The 26,201-nt window shown below is 70.0% G+C and carries 18 protein-coding genes; 14 read left to right on the top strand and 4 right to left on the bottom strand.

All coding sequences use genetic code 11. The features are described from left to right. Positions 1 to 5 precede the first annotated feature (5 nt). Positions 6 to 1,019: a tyrosine-type recombinase/integrase gene (locus ACIBF5_RS19700; RefSeq protein WP_396813535.1), complete on the bottom strand. Its 1,014-nt coding sequence runs from the start codon at positions 1,017 to 1,019 to the stop codon at positions 6 to 8. 94 nt (positions 1,020 to 1,113) lie between these two features. Next, positions 1,114 to 1,665, bottom strand: a complete 552-nt coding sequence (soxR, locus tag ACIBF5_RS19695) for a redox-sensitive transcriptional activator SoxR (RefSeq protein WP_396813533.1) — start codon at positions 1,663 to 1,665, stop codon at positions 1,114 to 1,116. A 115-nt stretch (positions 1,666 to 1,780) separates the two neighbouring features. Between soxR and ACIBF5_RS19690 the strand changes: the two genes are divergently transcribed. From ACIBF5_RS19690 to ACIBF5_RS19645, 10 genes are all read left to right on the top strand, one after another. Further along, positions 1,781 to 2,389 (top strand): NADPH-dependent FMN reductase, encoded by a 609-nt coding sequence (locus ACIBF5_RS19690; protein ID WP_396813531.1) that lies wholly within the window; start codon positions 1,781 to 1,783, stop codon positions 2,387 to 2,389. A gap of 526 nt (positions 2,390 to 2,915) precedes the next feature. After that, positions 2,916 to 4,439, top strand: a complete 1,524-nt coding sequence (locus ACIBF5_RS19685) for a hypothetical protein (RefSeq protein ID WP_396813530.1) — start codon at positions 2,916 to 2,918, stop codon at positions 4,437 to 4,439. Between the two features lie 144 nt (positions 4,440 to 4,583). Beyond that, complete coding sequence (locus ACIBF5_RS19680) at positions 4,584 to 5,921, top strand: O-antigen ligase family protein (RefSeq protein WP_396813528.1); 1,338 nt, start codon at positions 4,584 to 4,586, stop codon at positions 5,919 to 5,921. After that, positions 5,908 to 7,401 (top strand): lipopolysaccharide biosynthesis protein, encoded by a 1,494-nt coding sequence (locus tag ACIBF5_RS19675; protein ID WP_396813526.1) that lies wholly within the window; start codon positions 5,908 to 5,910, stop codon positions 7,399 to 7,401. The genes ACIBF5_RS19680 and ACIBF5_RS19675 overlap by 14 nt, the downstream gene beginning before the upstream one ends. Further along, positions 7,398 to 8,534, top strand: coding sequence for a polysaccharide pyruvyl transferase family protein (locus ACIBF5_RS19670; protein WP_396813524.1), 1,137 nt, complete (start codon positions 7,398 to 7,400; stop codon positions 8,532 to 8,534). The genes ACIBF5_RS19675 and ACIBF5_RS19670 overlap by 4 nt, the downstream gene beginning before the upstream one ends. Next, the gene (locus tag ACIBF5_RS19665; RefSeq protein ID WP_396813522.1) at positions 8,534 to 9,697 is read left to right on the top strand and encodes a glycosyltransferase family 4 protein; all 1,164 of its coding nucleotides are present in this window, start codon (positions 8,534 to 8,536) and stop codon (positions 9,695 to 9,697) included. Before ACIBF5_RS19670 ends, ACIBF5_RS19665 begins: the two co-directional genes overlap by 1 nt. Then, positions 9,694 to 10,524 carry a glycosyltransferase gene (locus ACIBF5_RS19660; protein ID WP_396813520.1) on the top strand — a complete coding sequence of 277 codons (831 nt, stop codon included), beginning with the start codon at positions 9,694 to 9,696 and terminating at the stop codon, positions 10,522 to 10,524. The genes ACIBF5_RS19665 and ACIBF5_RS19660 overlap by 4 nt, the downstream gene beginning before the upstream one ends. Next, positions 10,521 to 11,711, top strand: coding sequence for a glycosyltransferase (locus ACIBF5_RS19655; protein WP_396813518.1), 1,191 nt, complete (start codon positions 10,521 to 10,523; stop codon positions 11,709 to 11,711). Before ACIBF5_RS19660 ends, ACIBF5_RS19655 begins: the two co-directional genes overlap by 4 nt. Positions 11,712 to 11,786: 75 nt before the next feature. Next, positions 11,787 to 13,055 (top strand): DUF1800 family protein, encoded by a 1,269-nt coding sequence (locus ACIBF5_RS19650; RefSeq protein ID WP_396813517.1) that lies wholly within the window; start codon positions 11,787 to 11,789, stop codon positions 13,053 to 13,055. Between the two features lies 1 nt (position 13,056). Further along, entirely contained in the window at positions 13,057 to 14,310 is a 1,254-nt protein-coding gene (locus tag ACIBF5_RS19645) for a DUF1501 domain-containing protein (RefSeq protein WP_396813515.1), read from the top strand. A 100-nt stretch (positions 14,311 to 14,410) separates the two neighbouring features. On the opposite strand, the gene ACIBF5_RS19640 is transcribed toward ACIBF5_RS19645, so the two are convergent. After that, positions 14,411 to 16,090: a right-handed parallel beta-helix repeat-containing protein gene (locus tag ACIBF5_RS19640; protein ID WP_396813513.1), complete on the bottom strand. Its 1,680-nt coding sequence runs from the start codon at positions 16,088 to 16,090 to the stop codon at positions 14,411 to 14,413. 539 nt (positions 16,091 to 16,629) lie between these two features. On the opposite strand from ACIBF5_RS19640, the gene ACIBF5_RS19635 reads away from it, so the two are divergent. After that, positions 16,630 to 17,760, top strand: a complete 1,131-nt coding sequence (locus ACIBF5_RS19635) for a type VII secretion protein EccE (protein ID WP_396813511.1) — start codon at positions 16,630 to 16,632, stop codon at positions 17,758 to 17,760. Beyond that, positions 17,757 to 19,175, top strand: a complete 1,419-nt coding sequence (locus ACIBF5_RS19630) for a hypothetical protein (protein ID WP_396813509.1) — start codon at positions 17,757 to 17,759, stop codon at positions 19,173 to 19,175. The genes ACIBF5_RS19635 and ACIBF5_RS19630 overlap by 4 nt, the downstream gene beginning before the upstream one ends. 44 nt (positions 19,176 to 19,219) lie before the next feature. Here the strand turns inward: ACIBF5_RS19630 and eccCa are convergent, their stop codons facing one another. Continuing rightward, positions 19,220 to 23,188 (bottom strand): type VII secretion protein EccCa, encoded by a 3,969-nt coding sequence (gene eccCa, locus ACIBF5_RS19625; RefSeq protein ID WP_396813507.1) that lies wholly within the window; start codon positions 23,186 to 23,188, stop codon positions 19,220 to 19,222. Positions 23,189 to 23,347: 159 nt separating this feature from the next. On the opposite strand from eccCa, the gene eccD reads away from it, so the two are divergent. Both eccD and eccB read left to right on the top strand, forming a co-directional pair. Then, positions 23,348 to 24,754 (top strand): type VII secretion integral membrane protein EccD, encoded by a 1,407-nt coding sequence (eccD, locus tag ACIBF5_RS19620; protein WP_396813505.1) that lies wholly within the window; start codon positions 23,348 to 23,350, stop codon positions 24,752 to 24,754. Positions 24,755 to 24,761: 7 nt separating this feature from the next. Then, a complete protein-coding gene (gene eccB / locus ACIBF5_RS19615) occupies positions 24,762 to 26,165 on the top strand; it encodes a type VII secretion protein EccB (RefSeq protein ID WP_396813503.1) in 1,404 nt (467 codons plus the stop codon). Positions 26,166 to 26,201 lie beyond the last annotated feature (36 nt).

The following is a 26,201-nucleotide window of genomic DNA, read 5'->3' as shown; positions in this document are numbered from 1 at the left end:
GCCGGTCAGTCCGGGTCCGCCGGATGGCGCCGGGCGCGGGCGGCCCAGATCGCGTACGCCGGGTCCCGGTCGAGATTGTGCCGGTCCCGGTCGTAGCGGCGGGTGGTGCGCGGATCGGCGTGCCCCATGGCGTCCTGCACGTCCTCCAACGGCACCCCCTCCGATCGGGCGGTGGTGGCGAACGCGTGGCGCAGCGAGTGTGGGGAGAGCTTGGCCCAGGCGGGGATCCCGGCGAGTTGGGCGAGCCGGCGGACCAGCCGGAACACCGCGTGCCGGTCGAGTCGTCCACCGGTCCCGGTGACCAGCAGTGGCCCGGTGAGTTGTTCGACCGGCATCCGTTCGGTCGCGGCCCGGTCCCGCAGGTACGCGTCCAGCACGTACGCGGTGCCGGGGGTGAGGGCACGGCGGCGGGCCCGTCCGCCCTTGCCGACGAATCGGATGCTGCGGTGCCCGCGTTCGTAGCCGAGGTCACTGACGTCGAGCGAGACCAGTTCCCCGACCCGCAGCCCCAGGTCGGCGAGGAACGCCAGGGCGACCCGGTTACGGGCAGCGGTCGGGCCGCTGTCAGCCGCTGCGGCGGCCAGCAGCGCGTCGACCTCGTCCGGGGTCATGCCCACGGTGGCGGAGTGGTCCCGGCTCACCCGGGGCCGGTCGGCCCCGGAGACCGGGTTTGCCTCGACCGCCCGCAACCGGGCAAGGAAGTCGTACCAGCTGGACAGGGCCGACAGTTTGCGGGCCACGGTGGCCGGGGTGAGGGAACGGCCACTGCGTGGATCGACCGTCGACTCCAGGTCCCGGCCGTAGGAGTTGACGTCGAGGAAGGTCACCCGCAACGGGTCGAGGTCGCGTCCGGCGCACCAGGAGAGCCATCCGGCGATGTCGCGCCGGTACGCCGCCCGGGTGTGTTCGGAGAGTCGCCGGTTACGCAGCCACGCCTCGGTGAAGTCGACCGGCCCGGTGGTGAGGGCGGCCTGGGCCGATGGACGTTGGACGGCGGGCGTGCCGACGGTACGGGGCATGTGAAAAAGCTTCTCAGTCTGGTCGCGGTTGCCGTCCGAGGCGCGCCCGGTCCATTCGAGATCGTGTTCGCGCTACCGGGCGCCGCTCTCGGACTCAGCCGACCGGTACACAGGTGTCGTCGTCGGCCGGGGGCTGGTAGCCGCACGTCTTCTTGCTGGTGGTCGACGGGTTCGGTGGGTCTTTCGGCGCGCAGTCGCCGGTGGTGGTCGTGGCGGGGCCGAGCAGTCGTCTCGGCCCGGGGCCCTGGGCGCCCAGCCGGTCCTGTGGGTTGACCAGTGGGCAACGGTCGAGTGACAGGCACCCGCATCCGACGCAGTCGGTGAACTCGTCGCGCAGTTGCTGGAGGTGGCGCATCCGCTGGTCCAGTTCGTCCTGCCAGGACTCGGCCAGCCGCCGCCAGTCCTCCCGATTGGGCGTACGGCTGTCCGGCAGCACGGCCAGCACTTCGGCGACCCGAGCCAGCGGGATCCCGACGCGCTGGGCGATGCGGATCAGCGCGACCCGGCGCAGCGCGTCGCGCCGGTACCGGCGCTGGTTTCCCGCGGTACGGCGACTGCTGATGAGGTTCTGCCGTTCGAAGAAGTGCAGGGCAGATACGGCCACGCCACTGCGTGCCGCCAGTTCGCCGACGGTCAGTTCGTCCATGCTCACGCTCTTTCTTTTCGGTCGCCCTTGACCTTAACAAATGTTGAGGTTCTACCGTCCATCTTGTCGCCGTCAGACAACGGACAGTCATCAACATCAGAGAGAGTGGACGCAGATGGACGCAGAAGAGCAGAGCTCGACCGCCCGGCCACCCCTGCGGGTGGCGGTCATCATTGGGAGCAACCGTGAGGGACGCTTCGGACCCACCGCCGCTCGGTGGTTCGTCGCCCACGCCGAGCAACGCGACGACCTGACCGTGGACCTCATCGACCTGGCGGAGACCCCGCTGCCGACCGGGCTCACCAAGGAACCTCCGGCCGACGTGGCGCAGGTCCTCGCCAGCCTGACCGGTCGACTCGACCTGGCCGACGCGTTCGTCGTGGTCACCCCCGAGTACAACCACAGCTATCCGGCCTCACTCAAGGCCGCCATCGACTGGCACTTCACGCAGTGGCAGGCCAAACCGGTCGGCTTCGTCTCCTACGGTGGGCTCTCCGGCGGCCTCCGGGCGGTGGAGCACCTGCGTCAGGTGTTCGCCGAACTTCACGCGGTGACGGTGCGCGAGACGGTCAGCTTCCACGGCGCCTGGGCGCGTTTCGGTCCGGATGGACGCCCACACGATCCGACGGACTGTGACGCGGCGGCGAAGGCCCTGCTCGACCAGCTCGTCTGGTGGGGTGAGGCACTGCGGGAGGCCCGGACCCGACAGCCGTACGCGGGCTGACGCCAGGCGGAACCGGGGCCGGCAAGACGGGGGTCGGCCCCGGTTCCGCCTGGCAACGCATCCACCTGGACAGGATGCGGCCGTCCATCCGGCCGAAGTGTCGTTCGTATCGGCGATGCGTATCTCAGCCAGGGGCACTTTCGGTCAGAAACCGCTGACAATCGTACGAACCCCGGCTGCTTCGCGCGTCTTCGTCTGGACTCGTCCACGCTGCGGGGGGGCGCCACTCCGGCTCACCGACCGTCCAGATCAGAAGCGTGTCCACGTGCTGGTCCGCCGCCAGTCCCAGTGCTCCAGGGCGCCTGCAAGCTGGTCGTATGCGTCGACACTGGCCTGACCCGGCCCTATCACTGGCGCTGACAGTGCGACGGGTGCCGCGCTTGATGCAAGCGCTGTCGGTAGCAGGCCAGTCCTCGACACGGTCGCACACGGTCGGCCGAGCGATCCCCAACCTCCCGCGCGGGCGCCTGGGCTGGGCGAGCCGCAGATCGCTAGTATGCCGCACTGAAGAGCGGGGAGGGGTCGGATGCAGCCGGACAGTCCATACCAGTTGATCGAGGCGCTGGGATCGTCTGAGGTGGGCACTGTCTGGTCGGCCGTCGACCAGGCGGGCACACCCCTCACAGTGGTTGTCCTCGATGCCCGGGCCGCAACCGACCCGCGGTGGCGGGAAGCCTTCGCCACCGCGGTCAACGCATTGGCGGCACGCCAAACGGGAGGGACTCGGCTGCTCTTCGCCGACTTTGCCACCTCTGCCCCATGGGCTGCCTTCGCCGCAGATGACGGACCCGGCGCCGAGCGGGTCTTCCTGGCTCTCGGCGTGGAGTACCACCCCGTACCACCGGACCTGCACGATGGCGCATCGCCGCCCATCGAAGCAATGGAGGGTGGGCAGCCACAGCCAGCGACCGCAGCCACCGATCCCACCGACAGTTCTCCTCCCGCCGAGCAACCCGTTTCCGGCGGTAGTCCGATCCCCGGCCCCCCAACGGCCCCGGCCGGATCCTCGGCTGCCGCCGACACCACCGAGCCAACGCACGTCCTGCCACGGATCGACCCGTGGGCCGCTCCGCCGCAGGTGTTCTCCACCCCGGCACAGCCTGTGTCGCCGGTCCAGCCGTACTCCGTACCGCCACAGCAACCGGTCTCGGTGCCACCACTGTCCTCCACCGAACCGCAGTGGTCGGTCTCCGGACCACCACTGCCGACATCGGGACAGCCGTACCCGGTGTCGGGAGCACCGCACTCGTCACCGCCCACGCCGTCACCGGCGGGCCCGTTGCCACCGGCAGGCCCGTACTCGTACGGGCCTGCCTACTCGCACGGGGCGACCTACCCGGACGGGCCCGGCGTCGCGCCAACCGCCACCGCACCAGCGGGCCGCCGCAACCGACGTCTGATCGCGATCGTGGGCGTCATCGTCGTGGTCGCCGCTGGCGCGGTGGTTGGTCTGCGGGTGTGGCCGGACGGCAGCCCGCCGCAGAGCCAGGCTCCCACCAGCGCTCCGCCGTCGACGCCGGTACCGACATCGCGACCGGTCCGACCGGGCATCGAACCGCCGCGACCGGGGAACTGGCCGACGTCCTGGCCACAGTTCGACCAGACGAGCCGGGTCCAGACGCTCACCCTCGACGGGATCGGCTTCGCTCTCACCGTCCCCTCCACGTGGGACTGCGTCATGGACGGCAATGCCCAGGGGTTCGTCAGGTACAACTGCGGCACCACCCATGCCGACGGCGGCACGATCGGCGGCGAACTGATCGTCCGCGACTGCCCCAAACCGTGCGACGAGGCGCGCCGGACCACGATGCGTCAGGCCGAGGACGCGTGGGGCCAGCAGTGGCGCTACGCGGGTGAGTACGCCACGCTTGCCGAGACACTGACCCTCGACGGCGAGCAGCGCTACGGTCTCACGGTGGTCGGCTACCGGAGAAGCGTCCCGAGCGGCACAGTCGACCGGCAGCTCGTACTCAGGATGACCGCACCGACGGACTGGGTGGACGAGGTGCGCCGGGTCGCGAATGGAGTCCGGCAGGCAGCCGCGTTCTAGGCGGCACGGGAACGTCTCCGCCGTGACGCTTCCATGCCTATGATGAGCCCGCCTGCTCCGGTGTGACGGCGTATCCCCGCGTCGACCATCGTCAGCCACCCCGGAGCGTCCGGTCAGCCCCTGATGCAACGCATGGAGTTCGTGATGTCCAACGACACGGTGGCCGACCCGGTCGACAGCGGGCGTCCCGCCGGGACCACAGGTCCGGTGAGGGCATCCCGGCTGGCGGCAATCCGGTCCCTGCTCGTCCTGGCAATCTCCGACCCAGGGCAACGGGTCACGACCGGCCTACTCGTGGTCACGCTCGGGCTGGTGCCAGTCGCGTTACTGCCGGCCGAAAGCCCGATCTACGCCGGAATCACGAACGCGACACCAACGCTGTACACATTCACGCTCACGCTCGGACTGTCCAGCCTGCTGATGGTCATGCTGGCGGGGCGCCGGTTCCGTGCCGGCCTGTTGCCCTGGGCACCCTTCCTGCTCTGGCTGCTCACGCTCACCGTCGTCGCCTGGGGCTGGTCGCCACGGACCGTCTCCGGGCTGCTGCACCTCTGCCTGGGCGCGATCGCGTTCGCCATCGGCGTCGCGGCCCACCACCAGGACCGCGGCGGATCGGCGTTGGCCTGGGTGTTCGCCGCCGTCGCCTGGGTCCAGCTCGGCGCGATCGTGGCGGCCGTCCTCGGCTTTCCGCTGCGCGAGGTCACCGGAGCGCAGGCACTGGACGTGCACGGTCGTGCCACCGGACTGACCAGCCACCCCGGCGAGTTGTCGAAGGTGCTGTTCTTCTGCGGGCTCTGTGTGCTCACGCTTCCACAACGTACGGCGCGGGAACGGGTTGCGGTCTGGCTGACGCTGGGCGCCGTATTCGTCGGGACCTCCCTCACCCAGAGCCGCGCGGTCCTTGCCGCCGTCATGGCGATGATCCTCATCTCCGTACTGCTGGAACTCGCCGGCGGGCGGTGGCAGCGGAAACACTTCGTCATCCTCGGAACGACCGTCGTCCTGGGCCTGGCGTCGCTACCGTGGCTGATCAACCGGTTCATGGCGGACCCGACCGGTGGAGCCCGGCCACACATCACGCAGGTCGCCCTGTCAGCCATCGGAGACCACCCGTGGGCGGGCGTCGGCCCCAACGGGTACGTCGCCGTGATCGGCGCCACCGACCGGCTCACCGAAACCGGCGTCCCGGTCCACAACATCTTCCTGCTGAGCGCCGCCGAACTCGGCATCCTGGGCGCCGTCCTGCTCTGGCTGCCGTTCCTCGTCGTGGCCGTACGGGCGATCCGGCGCGTCCGGCTCAGTCGGGGAGCGGACCCGACCGCCCGGGTCCTCGTGAGCGCGCTACCGGGCATCGTGTTGATCGGCGCGACCGGCTGGGGCCTGCTCCAGGGACCCTACTTCCTGATCTTCTCGCTGGTCATGGGTTACTTCGGCGCACGCATCGGCGAACCGTACGCCAAACGTGCTGATGTCCGCCTCTGAGGTCGAGGCGCCGAAACGGCGACGCCCGTCGCTCACGATCACGTCCGGCCTACTCGGCGTCTCTACCATCTCCACCCGGATGACCACCCTGGTCGCGATGGCGCTGCTGGCCAGAGGCGCCGGCACCGAGGCGGTCGGCTACTACGGACTCGCGACCCTGATTGCCTCGTTCACCGCCGCCGCGCTCTCCGTCGGACTTCCGATGTACCTGACCCGGGACGTCGCGGCCGGTCTGGTCTCGGCGCCGCAGGTGGCCCGGATTCACACTGGTCGGCTCCTCCCCCTGTTGCTGGCCGCAGCGGTGGCGTACCCGGTTGCCGGGGGCCTGCTGCCCCGGGCGATCCAGTTCGGCTTCTTTCTCATATTCGTCGCCAGCCTCCTGGAGCAGTGGAACGAGACGGCCTGGGTTCTGGTTCGGGGCACTCGTTCCGCCTGGCTGGAACCGCTCACCAACTCCGCGACCGGGCTGCTGCTCATCGCCGCCTGTTCGGTCGAGACGTGGCTGGGCGACGGCCTGACTTTCGGCGAAGCAGCCGGCTACTTCGCGGTCGCCGCCATCCTCCGGTCCGCCACGGCCTTCCTCGTCGTCGGCATCTGGCGCCAGCTTCGCGCGTCCGGCCGGGTCGATCCGGCGGCCCAACTCCGGCGGTCACTGCCATACTTCGCATCCGACCTGCTCGGCCTCCTCTACTTCCGCGGCGATGTTTTCGTCCTGGCGATGTTCGTCTCCGCGAGCCAGGTCGGCCAGTACGTCTCGGCAGCGGCCATCATCGGTCCCGCCGTGCAGGTCGCGGCCTCGATGGGACTCGGTGCGGTCGCGTACGCCGCCCCACGCCTGCGGCCCGACCATCCGCCGTCAGACGACCCGGTCGTCATCTTCCAGTTTTTCCGGATCTGCGGCCAGATCGCAGCGGGCGTGATCAGCCTCGCCCTCCCGATCGCGGTAGTGGTGCTGTTCGGCGGCGAAGGTGACGACATCCTGGCGCTCGCGATGATCCTTGCCCTGTTCCTGGCACTGCGGTTCGCCAACTTCGGGCTCTCCGCCACGCTGCTCGCCCACGGCCGGGCCGCCAGTCGCCTGCTGGTGCTGGTGCTGAGCCTCGGCGGCAACGTCGCGCTGAACCTCGCGCTGGACGGTCGGTACGGCGCCCACGGCGCGGCCTGGGCGACGGTGCTGACCGAATTGATCGTGGCGGGATCACTGCTCTGGTTCCTCCGGATCCGGGCGTTGGTACGGCCGGTGCTGCTCTCGGTCTCCGGCACGGCGCTCGCGGCGGCTGCGCTGATCGCCGCCTTGGCAGTGCTGAAAGAACCGGCGCTGGCCGCCCCGGTTCCCGGCGTCGTCCTGCTCGCCCTGGCCCTGCTCGGTTTTCTCCGGCAGCGACGAGCCGCCCGGCAGGCAACGGAGACCGACACCGCCGGCTTGACGCAGGACGGTGAGAGCAGCACGGACACGGATCGAAGGGCGACTGTCAGGTGAGATGTGGAATCGCGGGGTGGTTCGGCTCCGACAATCTCGGCGACGAGATCCTTCTACACACGCTCGTCTCGTGTGTCCGATCGGTCGACGAGAGCGCGTCCTTTGTCGTTTTCTCCCCGAACCCGAGCCGGGTAGCCGCACTGCACGGCGTCGACGCGGAGCAGATGCCGACATTGCGGTCGCGCGGTGCGGTGGGACGGCAGAGCGCGGTACAACGGGCGATCCGGGACTGCGACATTCTGTTCCTCGGCCCTGGAACGGTGTTTCAGGAGCGGTCTCCCAACCTGCCGTGGCCCGGGACCCTGGCGTTGTTCTCACGGATCGTCGGCATGGCCAGGCTGGCCGGCACACCGGTGGCGCCAGTCGGGGCGGGCGTCCGGGAGGGAGGCACACCGGTCGGCCGGCAGTTGCTGCACGTGCTGGGCGCCGCGTCCATGGCGATCGGCGTACGCGACCAGCGCAGCGCCTCGTACTTCGGGGGCAAGGCGCAGGTGATCGGGGACCTGGCCTACGCGCTGCCGCTGCCCGAGCTGCGTTCGGGAACCGCCGGTGCGACGGCGGAGGCGACGCGGCGTGGCTTCGCGCTGTCGATGCGACCGCTTGCCCCCGACACCGAGGCCCGATTGCTGGTCTCCCTCCGTGGCTGTCTGGACCGGCTGACTGCCGACGGCTGGACGGGACAGTTCCTTCCGATGGCCTTCGGGCAGGACGCCAGGGGCGAAGACGACCGGGACATCTACCGCCGGGCCTTCGGCGACGTACTCGGCCTGGCCGGCAACCCGCTGGACAGCAGGAACGAGGGTCCGCTCGCCGGAGCGCTCGGTCAGTGGTTGGTCGAGCTCGCCGGGCAGAGGCTCGTCATCGGCACCCGGTTGCACGCCGCGGTGATGGCCGTGGTCCTCGGCGTCCCGACGGTGGCGATCGCGTACGAACGCAAGGTGCACGACGCCTTCGTCGATCTGGGGCTCGAACGATTCGTGGTCGCGCCGGACGTAGATGTCAAGACGCTGCACCACACGGCCGTGGCGGCGGTCGACTCACCCGACCTTTTCCGGGAGGCAGCCGACCGGGCCGCCCGCCAGGGCAGGGTCGCACGGGAGTTTGTCGCCTCCACGCTCAGGAGGCTGGGCTGATGCGGGTCCTGCTGCTCACCCCGTACGCCCCGGATCTGACCCAGCCACACGCCGCAGCCGACACCATCGCACGGCTCGTGCCCCGCCTGGCCGAGAAGACCGAACTGTTCGTGTACTCGCCGCAGCATCGGCCCGCGACCGCGCCGGCGAAGGTCCAGGACCTCAACTACACGCTGCTGCGTTCGAGCGTGCCAGGCGCACCGGGTCGGTGGGACCGGTTCGGCCGGCGACCGGCTTGGCTGCGGCAGGCATGGCCACGACAGGCGACACTGGAGGCCGCCGAACTGGTCGGCCGGCTACGGCCGGACGTCGTTCACGCGGAGTACCTCCAGAGCGCCGAAACTCTCACCAACCGCCGGAACTCCGTGCTCGGCCTGCACGACATCACCGAGAGCGTGATGCGGGAGTCCTACCGGGCCGCCGACGGCGGTGTCGAACGGGCGTACCGGCTGGCCGAACTGCTCCGGACCCGCCACTTCGAACGTGGGGCGATCCGCCGGGCGGGGGCGGTTCTGACCCTTGCCGACGCCGACTTCGACACCGCATCGAGGTACAACCCGAACACGGTCCTCGCCCGACCCGGCGTCGATCTCGGCGAGGTCTGCTGGTCGCCGCCAAGGGACAGCTCCCGACCGCGGCTGGTCTTCGCCGGGGCGATGTGGCGCCGGGCGAACGTCCTCGTGGTGCAGCACCTGGCGCGGGAGGTGATGCCGATCGTCTGGCGGACCCTGCCGAACGCGGAACTCAGAATCGTCGGTGCGGACCCGTCCCCGGACGTACTCGCCCTCGCCGACCTGGACAACAGGCTCGTAGTAACCGGCACAGTGCCTGACCTCCGCACGGAAATGTTGGCCGCGCACGCGGTCGTCGTGCCGTCGATCATCGGTGGCGGCGTGTTGATGAAGGTGGTACACGCGATGGCCCTGGGCTGCCCAGTGGTCACGTCCCCCGGGCCGGCGGCCTCGGTCCGGGGGGATGCCACGAACCTGTTCATCGCGTCGACACCCGAGCAGATCGCCCACGCGGTCGGCGTGGTCGTCGGTTCACCCGACGAGGCGGTCACGCGTGGACGTCGGGCGCGTGCGCACATCGACCGCACCTTCCGGTGGGACGACACGGTGCTCGGGTACCTTGACGCCTACGCAACCGCGAGCGCCCGGTGAGGATCGCCGCGATCGTCGTCGCGTACAACTCGGCCAACGACCTGCCGGAGAGTCTGGGTTGCCTGACGGCGCTCCCGCTGGAGCGGATCGTGGTGGCCGACAACTCGTCCGTGGACGGCAGCGCAGAGGTCGCCAAGCGGTACACGCCGCACGTCCTGGTGCTGCCGAACGTGGGGTTCGGGGCGGCGATCAACGCTGCCGTTGCGACGGCGCCGGACGCCGAGGCGTACTTCCTGCTCAACCCGGACTGCAGTCTCTCCGGGACGGACTTCGCGGCCCTGGTCGACGCGCTCGTCGACGAACCAGGGCTCGGCGCGGTAGCGCCGCTGATGCGTTATCCGGCCGGGGGCTACGGCGTCTCCTCCGGGCCGGAGCCGAGCATGGCGAAGGAGTGGCTGGCGGCGCTGCGGGTGGACTATCTCGTGCCCCACTGGCTCAAGAGTTTCCTGGCCCGCTCGGCGCTGCTCCGGTCGCGGGTGCCGATGCTCGGCTACCTGGCGGTCGAACCGACCCCGCAGACCCGCTCGGTCGCCTGGGTGTCGGGCTTCTGCATGCTTGTGCGGCGCGAGGCGTTCCGCGCAGTCGGCGGCTTCGACCCGGACTTTTTCCTCTACTACGAGGACGTGGACATCTGCCGGCGCATGCGCGAGCACGGTTGGCAGGTCGCTTCGGTCGGGGCGAGCGTCGCCGACCACAAGGAGAGCACCAGTACCGCCGTGGTCGGCAAGCGTCGATTGTATAGATCGGGCATGACCGTCTATTTTTCCAAGCACGGCACACGGCGCCAGCGGTTGCTTGCGCGCGCACTGGGGAGGCTTCCGGTATGAGGATTCTGTTCGTGGCGCCCTGGGTGCCGTCGCCGATGCGACCGCGTAGCCTCGCGCTGCTACGGACGCTCGCCGCCGAACACGAGGTGCGTTTCCTCTCGCTGGTGCACAATGAGGCGGAGGTACGGCTCGCCGACGACCTCCCGGTGCCGGTTCGGACCCTCGTCCCCAACCCCCGCCCGGGTGCCCTGGTCCGGACCCTACGTGCGCTGGTCACGGGACGGTCGTTGCAACACGGGTACGCGAGCCCTCGGGCCCTGACCGCTGCGCTCGAAACGATCCTCGACGACTGGCGCCCGGACGCGGTCCACCTCAACGTCTTCCGGACCGTCCATCTTGTCGAAACCTGTGGTCGTACGCCGGTCATCGTCGACCTGGACGAGTTCCGCAGCGAGTACTACGAGCAACTTGCCGCGCATGGTCCGAACCTCGCCTGGCGGACGCTCGGCCGGATCGAATCCCGGCGGATGCGCGCCCGTGAGGACGAGCTGGTACGGATGGGCGTACCGCTGATGCTCTCCGCCCCGCCGTCGCACGGCGCGATGCGGCCGAACACCTATCTCGTCCGCAGCCCGTACGACTTCCCGGCTCGTCGCCGCGACACCGGGCCGGCGGCGGAACACGGCGCGGAGACGGCGCCGATGGTGCTCTTCGTCGGACGGCTCAGCTACGAGGCGAACGTGGCTGGCCTGCTGTGGTTCGTACGCGAATGCTGGAACGGCATCCGGCAAGGTGTTCCCGACGCCCGGCTCAGGATCGTCGGGTCGGATCCGCCCCGAGTGGTGCAGTCCCTGGTCAGGAACGGCAACGGGATCGAGCTCTTCGCGGACGTCCCGGAGATCGAGCCGCACTACGAGGTGGCGACGGTGGCGATCGCGCCGATCTTTCGGGGCACCGGGGTCCAGATGAAACTCATCCAGTCCCTCGCTGCCGGCGTGCCGACCGTCACCACCGCCACGGTCGCGGATCGCGCCGGGGTACGTGACGACGTCCACGTGCGGATCGCGGAAGACCCGCAGAGCTGGACGACCGCTGTGATCGGCATGCTGAACCGGGAACCGGGCACGGAGCAGCTCGCCGCTGAGGGTAGGCGGTGGGCAGTCGCGGAGCACAGCCTGTCGGCCGTGTCGCGGCAGCTTGACCTCGCGTACACCTCGGTGTCTGGCGCCCCGGCGATGCAGCCCTGAGCCGTCCTGCGGGATCGCTGCGCCAGCCTGAGCCGTCCGAGTCCTGGCGCACGACAGTGGCATATATTGGCAGGTATGCCCGACGACGTCGCGTTGCTGCTGCGGCGGACCGGCTTCGGCCCGAAGGCGACAGACCTGGACGCGGCGCGCAAGGCCGGCTACCAGGCGACCGTCGCCGCATTGACGTCGCCCACCGGGCTGGACATCGGCGCGCTCGCCGCACCGATGTCCAGCCTTGAACCGGACCCGTACACGCGGCTGAGCGACCCGACGCCGGCGCAACGGAGCACCGCCGACGAGCAGCGTCGGCAACAGACGCTGGCGATAACCCAGTGGTGGCTGGACCGACTCACCGTCGCCGACCACCAGGGCACGGAAAAGCTGATCTTCTTTTGGCATGGTCACTGGGCCACGTCCGTCAAGAAGGTCATCCGTGCCCATCTGATGTTGTCCCAGCACCAAACGCTGCGGGCTTCGCTCGACTTCTCGGTCATGGCGCACCGGATGATCACCGACCCGGCGCTGATCTACTGGCTCGACGGGCAGCTCAACACGAGGTCCGCGCCGAACGAAAATCTCGGCCGGGAGCTGATGGAACTCTTCACCCTCGGCGTCGGGAACTACAGCGAGCGGGACGTCAAGGAAGCCGGTCGGGCGCTGACCGGCTGGAAAATCGACTACGACGCCGTACGGACGTATTTCAACCCGCCGTCGTACGACACCGGGCAGAAGACCATCCTCGGTGTGACGAGAGATTTCAACGCGCACTCGCTGGTGGACTTCCTGCTCTCGCAGCCGCAGTGCCCCCGCTTCGTCGCCGCCAGACTCTGGTACCGCTACGCCTCGTCGACGGCCCCGATCCCCGGGCCGACACAGGACCGGATGGTTGCCGCCTTCCCCGACTCGATGGCCATGCTGCGGGCGCTCCTGATGGACGAGGCCTTCCCTGTCAGCCGTGGCAACCTTGTGAAGCAACCGGTGGAGTGGTTGGTTGGCGCGGCCCGACAGTTGGGGCTGCGGCTGGGCACCCTGCCCGTGGCGACGATGGAACAGGTCATCTACGGGCTGGAACGGCTCGGTCAGGTGCCGTTCGCGCCACCCAGTGTCGCGGGCTGGCCCGCTGGTGCGTCCTGGCTGACCGTGGGAGCGGCGCAGGTCCGTCTGAGTCTCGCCGGCAAGCTCGCCCAGTTGGTCGACACCCGACCGACGACCCCGGATGAGTTGGCGCACCTACTCACCGTCGACACGTGGACGAACAGGACCTACTCCGCCCTGACAGAGACGAGCGATCCCCGTCACCTGCTGACCCTCGGGTTGGCCAGCCCGGAGTACCTGGTGACCTGACATGGACGCGGTGACTCGACGGAAGTTCCTGCTCGCCTCCGGAGTGGTCGGCGCGGGTGCCATCGCCGCAGGCGCCACCGGGCTCGGTCTCGCCGAGCTGCTCGCGACCGCCTCTGATACGTCCCCTCAGGACAGCGACGCCGACAGGCTGGTCATGGTGACCCTGTACGGCGGCAACGACGGTCTGAACACGGTGATCCCGTACGCCGACCCCGTGTACCACTCACTGCGACCCGAGCTGGCGTACCCGGCCGACACAGTGCTCCGGCTCGACGACGCGCTGGGACTCAACCCGGCGCTGACCGGGCTGCGCGGGCTCTGGGACGACAAGGGGCTGGCGATCGTCCTCGGTGTTGGTTATCCGGACCCCGACCGTAGCCACTTCCAGTCGATGGACATCTGGCAGACCGCGTCCCCGAAGGGTCCGGTCGAAACCGGCTGGATCGGCCGATGGTTGGACAGTGTGAACGCCGCTCCGGAGACTGCGGTCAGCTTCGAGTCCGTGCTCCCGCCCCTGCTTGTCGGCGAAACCCGAGCCGGCTCCTGTGTGAGCACCGGTGGCCTGCGGCTGCCGAGCGGGATCAGCGCCGAGATGGTCGCTGCACTGGGACGCACCGATCCGGGTGAGTCTCCGGCGCGCTCCCGGGCCGCCGCCTCCTACGCCGACCTACTCACGATCGACCAACTGACCCGGGAGGCGGAGCGGGCGATGAACACGGCCGGCGCGGATGCCGGACCGGGCGCCACCGCCACCGGCACCGGGGGTGACAATTCGCTCGACGCCCAGCTTTCACTGGTGGCCACGTGCATCGAGGCCCGCGTTCCCACTCAGGTCTACTCGGTCAGCCTCGGCGGTTTCGACACACATGCTGAGGAAGTGCCCGGGCACGAACGGCTGTTGCGGCAGCTCGACGCCGCGCTCACGTCGTTTGTGAGGCGGATGGCACGGACCCAGACCGGCCGCCGGGTGACCGTCGTGGTCTACAGCGAGTTCGGCCGTCGGGTCCGGGCGAACGCCTCCGACGGCACCGACCACGGCACCGCCAGTCCGGTCCTCCTGTTGGGTCCGGGGGTGGCTGGCGGTTTCTACGGGGAGCAGCCGCCGCTGACCGACCTCGACGACGGTGACCTGAAGGCGACTGTCGACTTCCGGGACGTGTTCGGCACGGTGATCGCCTCGGTGCTGAAAGCCGATCCGGGCCGCTACCTCGACCGCTATGACGTACGCCCGCTCCCGCTGTTCTCGGCCGCGTGACTGCCGTCCCGGCGGTGGTCACGTTCACCGGCTCCGCCACACGGCGCAGCCGCCGGTTGTGATGGGCGGCTGCTGAGGTTCGTCGGTGATCGGTGACTCGCTATCGGGTCGCCACCAGCAGGTCGTCCAGGACGAGCGTGCGCAGGTCGTCGCGCGAGGGCATCCGGCCAAGCCCCCGCAGCCGTCCCGACTGCGCCTTCCGCATGCCCTCCAGCAGCTTTCGGGCCTCGCGGGCATTGCCGAAGTTGCGGTCACGTTCGATCTGCCCGAACCACTCCAGCAGAGCGTCGCCGAGCCCCGCACCCAGCACGTAGTCGTCGTTGCGGGTGATTCGCTTGACGATCAGGACCAGCTCGTCCGGGTCGTAGTTCTCGAACTCGAGGGTTTTGGCGAACCGGGAGCCCAGACCGGCGTTCGCGTTCAGGAAGTCCCGCATCTCGTCGGTGTAGCCCGCCACGATGACCGCGACCTCGTCGCGGCGGTCCTCCATCAGCTTGACCAGTGTGTCGATGGCCTCCTGACCGAAGTCGGCGCTCGCACCACCCGACCGCGAGAGGGTGTACGCCTCGTCGATGAAGAGCACTCCGCCCAGTGCCTCCTCGAATACCGAGGTCGTCTTCTCGGCGGTGTGTCCGATGTACTGGCCCACCAGATCGCGCCGCGAGACCTCCTTGAACTGCCCGTTCGGCAGTACGCCGAGCGCTTTGAGGAGTTGCCCGTAGAGCCGGGCGATGGTGGTCTTGCCGGTTCCGGGAGCACCGGTGAAGACCAGGTGGTGACTTGCCGCGCCGACGGCCAGGCCGGCACCGCGCCGCCACTCGTTGACCTGGATCTCGTCGATAAGGGCGCGTACCTCGGCCTTGACACCGGCCAGCCCGATCATCGAATCGAGTTCGGCGAGAAGCTTGTCGACCTGCGCGGTGTCCTGCTTCGTGGCACCCTCGATTGCCTCGATGCCGACCTTTGGTCGGTGCAGTCCGTCTTCCAACGGCCGGATAGTGGGGGTGGCTCCCTCTTCGACCTGGATACCAGGCGTCGCGGTGTCCTCCACCCGGGTGCCCTCGACCAGACCGGCACAGCCTCGGTCGAACCTGATGCCAACGCCCCGCGTGTCGTGCACCCAACTGTCCGTGATGCTTGGTGAACTCTGGTGCGCGATCGCGATGCCGACATCTCCGGTACCGGAGATGTCGCAACGCTCGATCGCAGGCCGGCCGGCCTGGTAGATGTAGAAACCACGGAAACCACAGCCCGCCACCGTGGAGTTGCGGATCGTCGGGTTCGCACCCAGTCGGACGATGATTCCGTCGTCGGCGATGTCCCTGATCTCACACTTGTCGAGAACCCCACCGGCATCCTCGATGATGAAGCCGTACTGGCCCGCGGAGACCTTCACGTCGGTGGCCGTCAGGATGGCGCCGTCACCGACGCTGACAGCGGCCGCGTAACCGGCGCTCGCCTCGCAACGCTCGACCGTCAGCCGGCCTCCGGACGCCTGCACCGCAGGATAGTCGGCGGCCTTCAGCACCAGACCCTGCAGGGTGATCTCGCCGTCCCGGCAGGTCACCGCAGGTCCGTCGGCGCCGGTGGCATCGATTGTCACCGAGCCGGCTTCCTTCGCCGCCACCAGGCTCAACCGGCGCCCGACCAAGCGGACGCTCTCCGGGTAGACGCCTGGTTCGAGGGAGATCACCGCCCCGTCGGTGGCGACCTCAAGGGCGTCCTGGATCGTCGGGTAGGCCCCCGCTCGCTGTGACGAAACGGTCAGTATCCGGGCCATGGCTCCCCTACACCTAGGTCAGGGTGGACAGTGGTCCCGGCCTGCCGGCCTCCCCGTCCACCTCGGAGGAAATCGTACCGACCGGACCCTCCTCTCCCGCAACGGGTTACGGTCCCGACCCGTGGCCGTCGGCACGGAACCGGGCGCGGGCCTTGACGGCGCGGTCCGGTCAGCCAGTCGGTGAGCAGTCCACAGAGTCCTGACCGCGACGCGGCGACCCGGTGCGCCTCCGCGGCGACCCGCTCCACGTGGTAGGAACATCCGCACCGATACGCCAACCAACGGCGGGGATGGCGGCACGCACGTCGATCCTATGATGGTGGGACGCCCCACGCGGGCGGCGAACCAGTCAGGGGGAGCTGAATCGCATGAGCGCGTCGCCGCAGACCCAGTCGCCGGGCAACCGCAGACGGCAGCCGCCACGACCGCGAACCACGTCCCCGCAGTCGGCTGCCGGCACATCGGCCGGTCCGGGCGCACCGGAACGCCCCGAGCCAGCGATCCTCCTTCCCCGTCGCCGGCCGGGTCGACTCGGGCCCGTGCACGTCGCCCAGCTGTTGATCGCCGAGACGGTGGTGATCGCGCTCCTCGTCGCGTTCAACGGCGGCGTGCTGCCGGCCGTCGTGGGTGGCCTGGTGAGCGCGGCGGTGCTCCTGCTCGCGCTGGGGCGGCACCAGGGTCGCTGGTGGCTGGAGAAACGTCTCATGACGTGGCGGTACCGGCGTCGGCAGCGCACCGGTGCGGGCGTACCGGCGGGCGACAACCCCCGCCTCGCCGCGCTGCGCGTACTGGCCCCGGACCTGACCGTCGAGAACGTCGAGGTGGCTGGCACACCGGTCGGCGTCGCCCGCGACAACGCCGGTTGGTACGCGGTCGCGCAGGTCACCCCCAAGCCGGCCGCACGCGGCGAGGCTGGCGGACTCCCACTGGATCTGCTCGTAGCGGCCCTCGCCGACGCCGCACAGCCCGGCGCGGTGCTGCAGGTGGTGACCCAGACGGTGCCCTCGCCCAGCGTCGCCCTGTCTCCCGCGTCAAAGGCCCGCCAGTCGTACCAGGAACTTCTGGGGCGGTTCGGCGCCATACCGGCGGACCAGCAGAGTTGGATCGCCGTCCGTCTGGACGCGCGTCTGGTGGCCGAGGCCGGTGCGACCGGCGGCGCCGAGCTTGACGTCGCGCCGGCTGTGGTGGCCAGTCTGGTGCGGCGGGTCGCCAAATCGCTGCGCTGGGTCGGCGTGACGCATCGACTGCTCGACGCCGAGGAACTTCTCGTCGTGCTCAGCCACTCCTGTGACCTGGAACCGGGGTACAGCGCGAGCCCGGTTCAGCCGCGCGAGGACTGGGCGCAGTGGCACTCGTCGCGGCTGGCCCACCGGTCGTTCTGGATCCGTGGCTGGCCGACTCTGGCCGAGGCATCCTCGTTGCTCACGAAGGTGTCCACCGCCGAGGCCGCCATGACGAGCGTGGCACTGATCATGGCAGCGGACGATGCTGCTCGGACGGTTGACCTGCGAGCGCTGGTACGGGTCGCCGCACCGGCCGAAGAACTGGAGCGGGTCTGCCTGTCGCTGGTCCGCGGCGCGGAACGGATGAGCGCCGACCTGTTGCGGCTTGACGGCGAACATGGCCCGGCGGTCTACGCGTCGGCGCCGACGGGAGGCGGTGCCCGATGACCGGGCCAGGAAACGACGAGGCGCGGGAGACCGCGGTGCAGCCCGTACCTCCACCACGAGCCACCGGGCGGGCGTCCGTCGTGCTGCCGCCCGGACGGCAACCGGCAACCGGCGCGGCACCGACCGGCGACGCGGTGCCGGCCCAACCACTACCGCCACCCCCACCACTCTCGCAGGTCGCGGCCGTCGCCGGGGGCGTGGTCATCGGCCGCCCCGGGAGCCAGTCGGGGGCGTGGCCGGCAGTCGCCCCGCCGGCGCAGCCAGTGCCGCCGCAGACGTGGGCACCCCCGAGCCCCGCACCAGCGCAGTGGGCGCCACCCCCACCTCCGAATCCGGCGGGAGGACAGACGACGGCCACACCGGGTCCGGGAACGGCCGTGGGGCAGTACGGCGCGCAGAGCCCGGGCGAGGCCATCCCCGCGCCACCGCCGAGCCAGTGGACCCCGGTCCACGGAGGGCTTCCCGTACAGACCAGCCCGGCGGGCGCGACACCGGCGCCTCACCTGACGGCACCGCCGGCCCCGGCGCCACCGCAGGCCGCCACATTCCCCGGAGCCGGCACCGTGGCCCGGCCGACCGCCCAGGCCCTGGGAACCGCCGAGGCACTTGGCAGGGCTTCGGCGGCCCAGTTGTCGGCGCACGGGATCGCCGTGCCCGACACCGGCCGCTCGGGTCCACCCGACACCGAAGAGGACCACACACCACCGGACCACGGCCGACGGCCGAGCCTTTCCGGTTGGCTGACGCGACTGCGCATCGGCTCGCACACAGCCTCCCGGACCGCACTCACTCAGCTTCGGATCACGTCCGCTGGCTCCGGAATGATCCTCGGCGCGGACCGGCAGCAACTGCCGGTATCGGTGCGCATGTTCCGGCCCGAGCCCGCCCGGGTCGCCCTGGTTGGCGGAGTGTGGGCCGGGCAGCTCCTCACCTTCCGGGCGCTCGCGCTCGGTGCCCGGGTCGCCGTGGTGACCACCGACCCGTACGCCTGGCACGGGTTCGGTGAACGCGCGACCGGGCACGGTGACCGGGTCGCCGTGCTGAACGCCGAGCAGCCTCTGGCGCTGACCGGTTCTGCGCACCAGCCCGTCCTGGTCATCTACGACCTGGGTTTTGTCGGTGGCTCCGCGCCGCCACCGTTGGGGCCTTGGCAGACCCAGCTCACCGTGCTGCGTCAGCTCAGCCAATCCGGCGTCCCCGCGATCCAGGACTGCGAGCTGGTGCTCCTGCAACGGCTGTCGAGCGTGGAGGCGACGCTGGCCGCCGAGGCGTTACGACTGCCCCAGCCGAGCACCCAGTTCCTCCAGGTGATGGCCGACGACATGCTCGCGCTGGTCGGGGACGGCGCCGAGCGCTACGTCTGGTACGCACAGACGGAGGTTGAGCGGCAGTTCGTCGGCGGCCCCCGACGCTGATCCAGCCTGCCCCGCCCGGCGCGGGCGAGGCAGGCTCCGTCTGGTCAGTGTGCCGGCGGAGACCAGGCGAGCTGGACCAGTCGGGCGCCGTGTCGGCGGGTGAAGAGCCAAGCCCGGCCGGGCGGGAGGAACTGAGGCTTCATGTTGCCGAACAGCGCCCCTTCCTCGCGCGGTCCGGACATCATCAGGCCCGGTGACGCCAGTTCCCGGATCCTGCCGATCAACGGATCGAACATGGCTCGGGATGCGCCACCGATCCGCCGGGTGATCACCACGTGCAGGCCGATGTCCCGGGCCTGGGGCAGGAATTCCAGCAGCGGCGCCAACGGGTTGACCGTACCGCTGGCCACCAGGTCGTAGTCGTCGACCAGCAGGAACAGGTCGGGGCCCTTCCACCAGCTACGGTTGCGAAGCTGCTCTGGCGTGACATCCGGACCGGGCAGCCGTTCCCGCATCACCGTCGTGACCTGCTTGATGAGGTCGGTCGTCGACTGCTGGGCGGTGCCGAAGCCGATCAGGTGCGCGGTGTCGACACAGCCGAGAAGGCTCCGGCGGTAGTCGACCAGGATTATCCGAGCCTCGCTCGGCTCGTACCCGGTCGTGATCATCTTGGCCAGGCTGCGCAGGAACGAACTCTTGCCACTTTCGATGTCGCCGAAGAGCAGCGCATGCGGCTCGGCGTCGAAGTCGAGATGAACCGGCTGCAGGTCGGCCTCGGCGATGCCGATCGGCAACCGACCGGCATGTGGAGCGGGCAGTGCCGCGTACGGGAGTTCGGCGGGCAACAGTCGGACCGCCGGTGCCCGCTTGCCGGTCCACTGCGCCTGGGTGGTCTTGACGAACTCGGCGACCGCGTCGGCAAGGTCGTCCACCCGTGGCTCGGCGTCCAGTTGGGGCAGCCCGGCCAGGAAGTGGAAGCCGTCCGGCGTGAGGCCACGTCCCGGCGTGCGCTCCGGCACGTTCACCGCCGCCCGCCGGTTGATCACCGAGTCACTCGGCTCGCCGAGCCTCAGCTCGATCTTGGTCCCGAACATGTCCCGAACCGCCGCCCGGACATCCATCCACCGGTTCGTGGCGGCGAGGATGTGAACCCCATAACCCAACCCTCGGTTGGCCAGCTCGTTGATCATGGGCTCAAGGTCGTCGAACTCGGCACGCACCGTCGCCCAACCGTCCACAACCAGGAAGATGTCGCCGAACGCGTCCTCGGTGAACCGTCCCTGCCGCTTGGCCCGCCGGTAGGCGGCAATCCCCTCCACGCCGTGCGCGGCGAACGCCGCCTCCCGCTCCTGCATGAGGCCGTACATCTCGGCGATGGTCCGGCGGACCTTGTCGACGTCACGCCGGTTGGCCACACCACCCACGTGAGGCAGCCCCGCCATCGCCGTCAGGCCACCGCCGCCGAAGTCGAGGCAGTAGAACTGGACCTCGCGCGGCGTGTGCCGCAGGACCAGGCTGCCGATCAACGTACGCAGGAACGTGGTCTTTCCGGTCTGCGGCCCACCGACCACGATCACGTTGCCGGCACTGCCGGACATGTCGAGCCACATCGGCTCGCGGAGCTGCTCGAACGGCTTGTCGACGATCCCGACCAAACCGTGCATCGCCCGCTCCGGATCCAACGACTCGGCGGTCAGGCCGCGTTCCGGGGAATGCACGATCGGCGCCAGCATCTGGCCGAGGGTGGGTGGTGCGCCGAGCGGCTCCAGCCAGACCTGGTGCGCCGGCGGACCCTGGCCCTCCATTCGCTGAACCAGGACGTCGAGCAGGGTGTCGCCGACCGCGGTCTCTTCGAGCTCCTCGGGTTCGGGATTCCCGGCCGGCTGGTCCGTGCGCGGCGCCGCGACGTAGTAGGTGGTGAAGTCTCGGACCGGATCGACCGGGCGACCGCCCACCGTCGCCCGGTAGCCGTCCTGACGAACCACGCCGGATACGTACGCGGCCCTGAACCGGATCAGCCCTTCGGTGCCGGTACGCAGGTAACCGTGACCGGGCGCGCGGGGCAACTCGTAGGCGTCCGAGACGCCGAGCACCGCCCGGCTGTCCATCGAGGAGAAGGTTCGCAACCCGACCCGGTACGAAAGGTGGGTCTCCAACCCGCGCAGTCGGCCCTCCTCCAACCGCTGCGAGGCGAGCAGCAGGTGGATCCCGAGCGACCGGCCCAGCCGGCCGATCTGAACGAACATGTCAATGAAGTCGGGCCGCGCGGTCAGCAGCTCGCTGAACTCGTCAACGATGACCAGCAGGCTCGGCAGTGGCGCCAACGGCACGCCGGCGGCGCGTGCTCGTTCGTAGTCACGCTGGGACGCGTAGTTGCCGGCCTGCCGCAGCAGCTCCTGGCGGCGGACCAGCTCACCCTGCATGGCGCCGAGCATCCGGTCGACGAGGGAGAGTTCGTCGGCCAGGTTGGTGATCACCGCGCTGGTGTGCGGAAGCCGGTCCAGCGCGGTGAAGGTCGCACCGCCCTTGAAGTCGACGAGAACGAAGTTGAGGATCTCGGAACTGTGTGTGACGGCGAGGGCAAGCACGAGCGTGCGCAGCAGTTCGCTCTTGCCGGAGCCGGTTGCGCCGACCAGCAGGCCGTGTGGCCCCATGCCGTCCTGCGCGGACTCCTTCAGATCAAGCTCGATCGGGCGCCCGTCCTGGCCCACCCCGATCGGCACTCGCAGCCGGTCCCGGTTGGGCCGGCCGGCCCAGGCACGAACCAGGTCGAGGTCGTGCGGTGGGCCAAGTTCGAGCAGCTCGGCGAGGCCGAGGTCGATGGTCACCGGAGACGACTGATCCGCGTACGAGGTGGCGGAGAGCCGCAGTGGCGCCAGCTCACGGGCCAGCACCTCGGCCTCGGCCGGGGCCAACGTGTCCGCGATGCCCACCTCGGTGGTGCCGTCCATGGTGGTGCCGGAAATCGTGCCGTCGTCCGCGAGGTCGAGCGTGACGGAGGTGTCGTCGAGCAGTCGAGGCGGCGGGTTCGACAAGTCGAGGATCGTGACCCCGGCGACGCCACCATCGGTCATCAGGTGGTCCGACCCGGCTGTCGACCCGCCGTCGATGATGGCCACGACATGCGGCCCCGCGACGGCCTGCGCGACGGTCGGGTCAAACCGTGGCCGGTTGGCCAGCACGTCGTCGAGCATCGCCTCCAGTGCGGCCACCGACGGCGCGAAGAGCCGGATCGGCCCGACAGCATCGAGTTTCGCCGGGTGTTGCGCGTGCGGCAACCACTTGGCCCACTCCCAGTCTGCCCGCCGTTCGTTGGACACACAGACCCCGATCAGCAGGTCGTCGGGGGCGTGGAAGGTGGATACCTGGGCCAGCAGGGCACGCGCGAGATCGCGGGTGGGGGTCTGCGGTCCGCGCAGGTAGACGTGGGAGAAGTCGCGCAGCGCGATGGCCACCGGGAGGTCGGGCACCACCGCGTAGGTGGCGACGAACTTCCGCAACGCCATGGCGCAGAGTGGCTCCAACTCGTCGACCGGACGGGTCTGTGGCGGGATCAGCGGGGTCGCGACCTCCTGTGAGCCGAGCCCGATACGGACGACGCTGAAGTCGGCGTCGCCACGGCGGCGCTCCCAGAGCCGACCCCCGGTCGCGGTAGCCCAGAGGGCTGCCGGTTCGGGGTGTCGATAGTGGATCGCCTCGCGCTGTTGGCGGATGGTGGCGCGTAGTTGGGACCGGAGTTGGGCCAGCCGGCGCATGTACTGGCGGCGGGCTTCGATCATCTCCTTCTTACCCGGCCCGGACTGATTCATCATCATCATCCCCATCATTCCGAGGATGGAGATGCCGAACATTCCGCCGGCCACATACGTCAGCGGCCCGCCGCCGCCACGCTGGCCGGCCATCATCAGCCCCATCGCCGCGCCACCGGCGACCATCGGCAGGATCGTGAGCATGCGCGTCCATGCCTTGCCCGCTGGCGGCGGAACTTCCGGCGGCGGATCGAGCACGACCTCGCCCGAAGGCAGCGCCGGGGCGACCCGGCGCGGCAGGCGTTTGACAATGACCGACGTCATCGTTCGACCTCCCCGTACGACCGGACCCGGCGGGGCAATCCTATAGACAGTGGAGCTTCGTCTTGGATCGCCCCGGCTTGGACGCACGAGATGCGAACGGGCCGGAACCGACATGCTAGGTTGAGCGCTGCCATCGCATGGGGCGGGGAGGTTACCAGCATGGCGGTCCCCGGAAGCCTAAGTCTGGCCAGGGTTACGGTCGCAGCACCGAAGCGGCGAATGGACGTCGCGTTGCCCGACAATCTGATTGTCGCCGAACTGCTGCCGCATCTGCTGCGGCATGCCGGCGACGATCTCGGTGACGTCGGCGAGCGGCACGGCGGTTGGGTCCTGCGCCGCGCCACCGGCGCGGTGCTCGAGCCGAACCGCAACCTTTCCGTGCAGGGCGTTCGCGATGGCGAGCTGCTGCACCTCGCGCCACGCCGCGACGACTGGCCGGAGCTGGCCTACGACGACGTGGTGGAAGTGATCGCCGGCGGCGCCCGGCGCGCCGGGCGCTCCTGGGGGAACGAGGCAACCCGGCGGTGCGCGCTGGCGGTCACCGCCGCCGTCCTCGTCCTCGGCCTGTTCGTACTTCTCTCCGCCGGACCGCCGTGGCCGCTGCCCGCCGCCGCCGCCCTCGGCCTCGCCGCCGTGCTGGCGGTCCTCGGCATCCTGCTCTCCCGGGCGTTCGCGGACGCCTCGGTGGGCGCAGTGGTGGCCGCTTCCGGCCTGCCGTACGCCTTCGTCGGTGGAGCCCTGCTCGCCGCACCCGATGGGACCCCGCTGACCAGCCTGGGCGCGTCCAGCCTGCTGCTCGGGTCCGCGCTGCTGCTGGTGTTCAGCGTCATCGGCTACACCGGCGTCGCCGCCGTACAGCGGCTCTTCATGGCCGGTCTCGCCTGCAGCCTCACCGGTGTGGTCGCGGCGCTGCTCTGCCTGGTCGGTGCCGCACCGGTCGGCGCCGCCGCGGTGGCCCTGACCCTGGTCATCGGCCTGCTGCCCGGCTATCCGCTGATCGCGAGTTCGCTCGGCCGGCTGCCGGTTCCAGAACTGCCGGACCGACCGGAGGACATTCTGGAGGATCGACCGGTCCCCCGGCGGTCCGACGTATTCGCGGCCGTGGCGCGTGCCACGGAATTGCTCTCGGGCATGCTGCTCGCCGCCGCGGTGACCGGGGCGCTGTCCATCGCCTTCCTGATCAGCGTCGACGGAACGCTCGCCGGTGAGCTGCTCTCACTGGCCGCCGCCGCGGCGTTGCTGCTCCGGGCCCGGCTGTTCGCCCTGCCCCAACAGCGGGTTCCCCTGCTGACCAGCGGGGCGATCGGTCTGGCACTACTGCTGTTCGGGTATGTGCTGGGAGCCGGGCAGGGTGGTCGGCTGCTGTTGCTGATCCTGTTCGTCGCCGCGGCCGGCATCGTGCTCGCCGCAGGGCTCGTGTACAGCCGGCGGAGCCCGTCACCGTACGTGGGCCGCGCCGCCGACATCCTCGACGTCCTCGCCATCATGGCGTTGATCCCGCTGGCCTGTGCGGTGCTGGGTGTCTTCGGCGCGATCCAGGGGCTCTTCGCGTCGATCGGCGGGTGAGGATCTGATGGCGACCCGACGGGACCAACTACATTCCTACCAGTTCATGACACAGCGGGTCATCTCCGCCTTTGTCATGCGGGAGACCGACCCACAGCAGTCCCCGCTGCGACGGGGCATCGGCGCGCTCTTCGGCGGCGTGATGGTCGCGGTTCTGGTGGCGGCCGGGTTCGGCATCTACGGTCTACTCACCAAGGTGGGCGCCGACCGGTGGCAAGCCGACGGCGCGGTGGTGATCGAAAAGGAAACCGGCGCCAGCTTCGTCTACTTCGGGGGCATCCTGCATCCGACGCTGAACTACGCGTCGGCCGTGCTGGCCGCCGGGCGGGCCAATCCACCGGTGTTCCGGGTAGCGGCCAACTCGCTGAGCGAGGCGCCGCGCGGCGGCACCGTCGGCATCCCCGGTGCACCCAACTCGCTGCCGACTGTCAAGCGTCACGTCGGCCTGCCCTGGACCGTCTGCGCCGTACCCGGCACCGACGAAGCCGGGCAGGGCATCAGCGGAGTCGCGGTGGCGATCGCTACCGTGCCTGAAGGCGGCCAGTCGCTCAGCGATCAAGCGGTTCTGGTCCGCGACGCCCGGCTGGGCTCCCAGTTCCTGATCTGGCACGGCCGCCGCCATCAGGTGCACGCACCGGACACCCTGGTGCCCGCGCTGTTCGGTGCGGTCAACCAGGTCCCCGTCGGCACAGCGTGGCTGAACGCCCTGCCAGCCGGTGGCGACATCCAACCCATCAACGTGAACGACCGGGGCAACCAGTCCCAGGCGGTCCCGGGTCGCCGAATCGGCGACGTCCTGAGCACGGAAACCGGTTCGGGAACACAGTTTCACCTGGTCTTCGGAGACGGACTGGCCCCGATCACCGCTTTGCAGCGGGACATCCTGCGCGCCGCGTCACCGGTGGAGGCCATCCCGGTCAGCATCTCCGAAGCCAACGCGGCTCCCCGAAGTGGCCAACTCCAGGCTCCTGCCGGTGACGTTCAGCCGCCCACGGCAACCCCGACGCTGACCCAGCCGTCCGGCGCCGACGCCCTCTGCGCCGTCACCCGCGACGCCACAGCCGCGCCGACCGTCCAGGTGGGCGGCCGGCTGCTCGGACTCGCAACGGCGGTGCCCACCACGGCCGTCTCAGCCGATGGTGTCCCCCTTGCCGACCTGGTGTTGGTGCCTCCGGGCCGGGTCACCACCGTACGCGTGCTGGGTTCGCCGAGCGCGCAGGCGGGACCCTACTACGTCATCACCGACCTGGGCATCAAGTACCCCGTACCGCAGGCGGCCGTGCTGCCAATGCTCGGTTACCAACCGGCCCAGGCGGTGGACGTGCCAGCGAGTCTGGTGAGCCGGATTCCGACCGGCCCGACCCTCGATCCGGCCGCCGCGCTCCAACCAGCCGCCACCGGCGGAGCCTGACGGCTCAGCGCCGGTGGCGCCGAGCCGGCCGCGCGC

The sequence above is a fragment of the Micromonospora sp. NPDC050417 genome (assembly GCF_044458865.1).
Lineage (GTDB): Bacteria > Actinomycetota > Actinomycetes > Mycobacteriales > Micromonosporaceae > Micromonospora_G.
Note: the sequence above shows the minus strand (reverse complement) of the source record. Positions and strands in the feature narration are given on the sequence as shown.

What these genes read in the sequence shown, in the direction of transcription:
- soxR (WP_396813533.1), bottom strand. Translation starts at nt 1,665, where the DNA reads ATGGACGAACTGACCGTCGGCGAACTGGCGGCACGCAGTGGCGTGGCC.
- ACIBF5_RS19645 (WP_396813515.1), top strand. Translation starts at nt 13,057, where the DNA reads ATGGACGCGGTGACTCGACGGAAGTTCCTGCTCGCCTCCGGAGTGGTC.
- ACIBF5_RS19690 (WP_396813531.1), top strand. Translation starts at nt 1,781, where the DNA reads ATGGACGCAGAAGAGCAGAGCTCGACCGCCCGGCCACCCCTGCGGGTG.
- eccD (WP_396813505.1), top strand. Translation starts at nt 23,348, where the DNA reads ATGGCGGTCCCCGGAAGCCTAAGTCTGGCCAGGGTTACGGTCGCAGCA.
- ACIBF5_RS19675 (WP_396813526.1), top strand. Translation starts at nt 5,908, where the DNA reads ATGTCCGCCTCTGAGGTCGAGGCGCCGAAACGGCGACGCCCGTCGCTC.
- ACIBF5_RS19685 (WP_396813530.1), top strand. Translation starts at nt 2,916, where the DNA reads ATGCAGCCGGACAGTCCATACCAGTTGATCGAGGCGCTGGGATCGTCT.
- ACIBF5_RS19680 (WP_396813528.1), top strand. Translation starts at nt 4,584, where the DNA reads ATGTCCAACGACACGGTGGCCGACCCGGTCGACAGCGGGCGTCCCGCC.
- ACIBF5_RS19655 (WP_396813518.1), top strand. Translation starts at nt 10,521, where the DNA reads ATGAGGATTCTGTTCGTGGCGCCCTGGGTGCCGTCGCCGATGCGACCG.
- ACIBF5_RS19665 (WP_396813522.1), top strand. Translation starts at nt 8,534, where the DNA reads ATGCGGGTCCTGCTGCTCACCCCGTACGCCCCGGATCTGACCCAGCCA.
- ACIBF5_RS19650 (WP_396813517.1), top strand. Translation starts at nt 11,787, where the DNA reads ATGCCCGACGACGTCGCGTTGCTGCTGCGGCGGACCGGCTTCGGCCCG.
- eccB (WP_396813503.1), top strand. Translation starts at nt 24,762, where the DNA reads ATGGCGACCCGACGGGACCAACTACATTCCTACCAGTTCATGACACAG.
- eccCa (WP_396813507.1), bottom strand. Translation starts at nt 23,188, where the DNA reads ATGACGTCGGTCATTGTCAAACGCCTGCCGCGCCGGGTCGCCCCGGCG.
- ACIBF5_RS19640 (WP_396813513.1), bottom strand. Translation starts at nt 16,090, where the DNA reads ATGGCCCGGATACTGACCGTTTCGTCACAGCGAGCGGGGGCCTACCCG.
- ACIBF5_RS19700 (WP_396813535.1), bottom strand. Translation starts at nt 1,019, where the DNA reads ATGCCCCGTACCGTCGGCACGCCCGCCGTCCAACGTCCATCGGCCCAG.
- ACIBF5_RS19630 (WP_396813509.1), top strand. Translation starts at nt 17,757, where the DNA reads ATGACCGGGCCAGGAAACGACGAGGCGCGGGAGACCGCGGTGCAGCCC.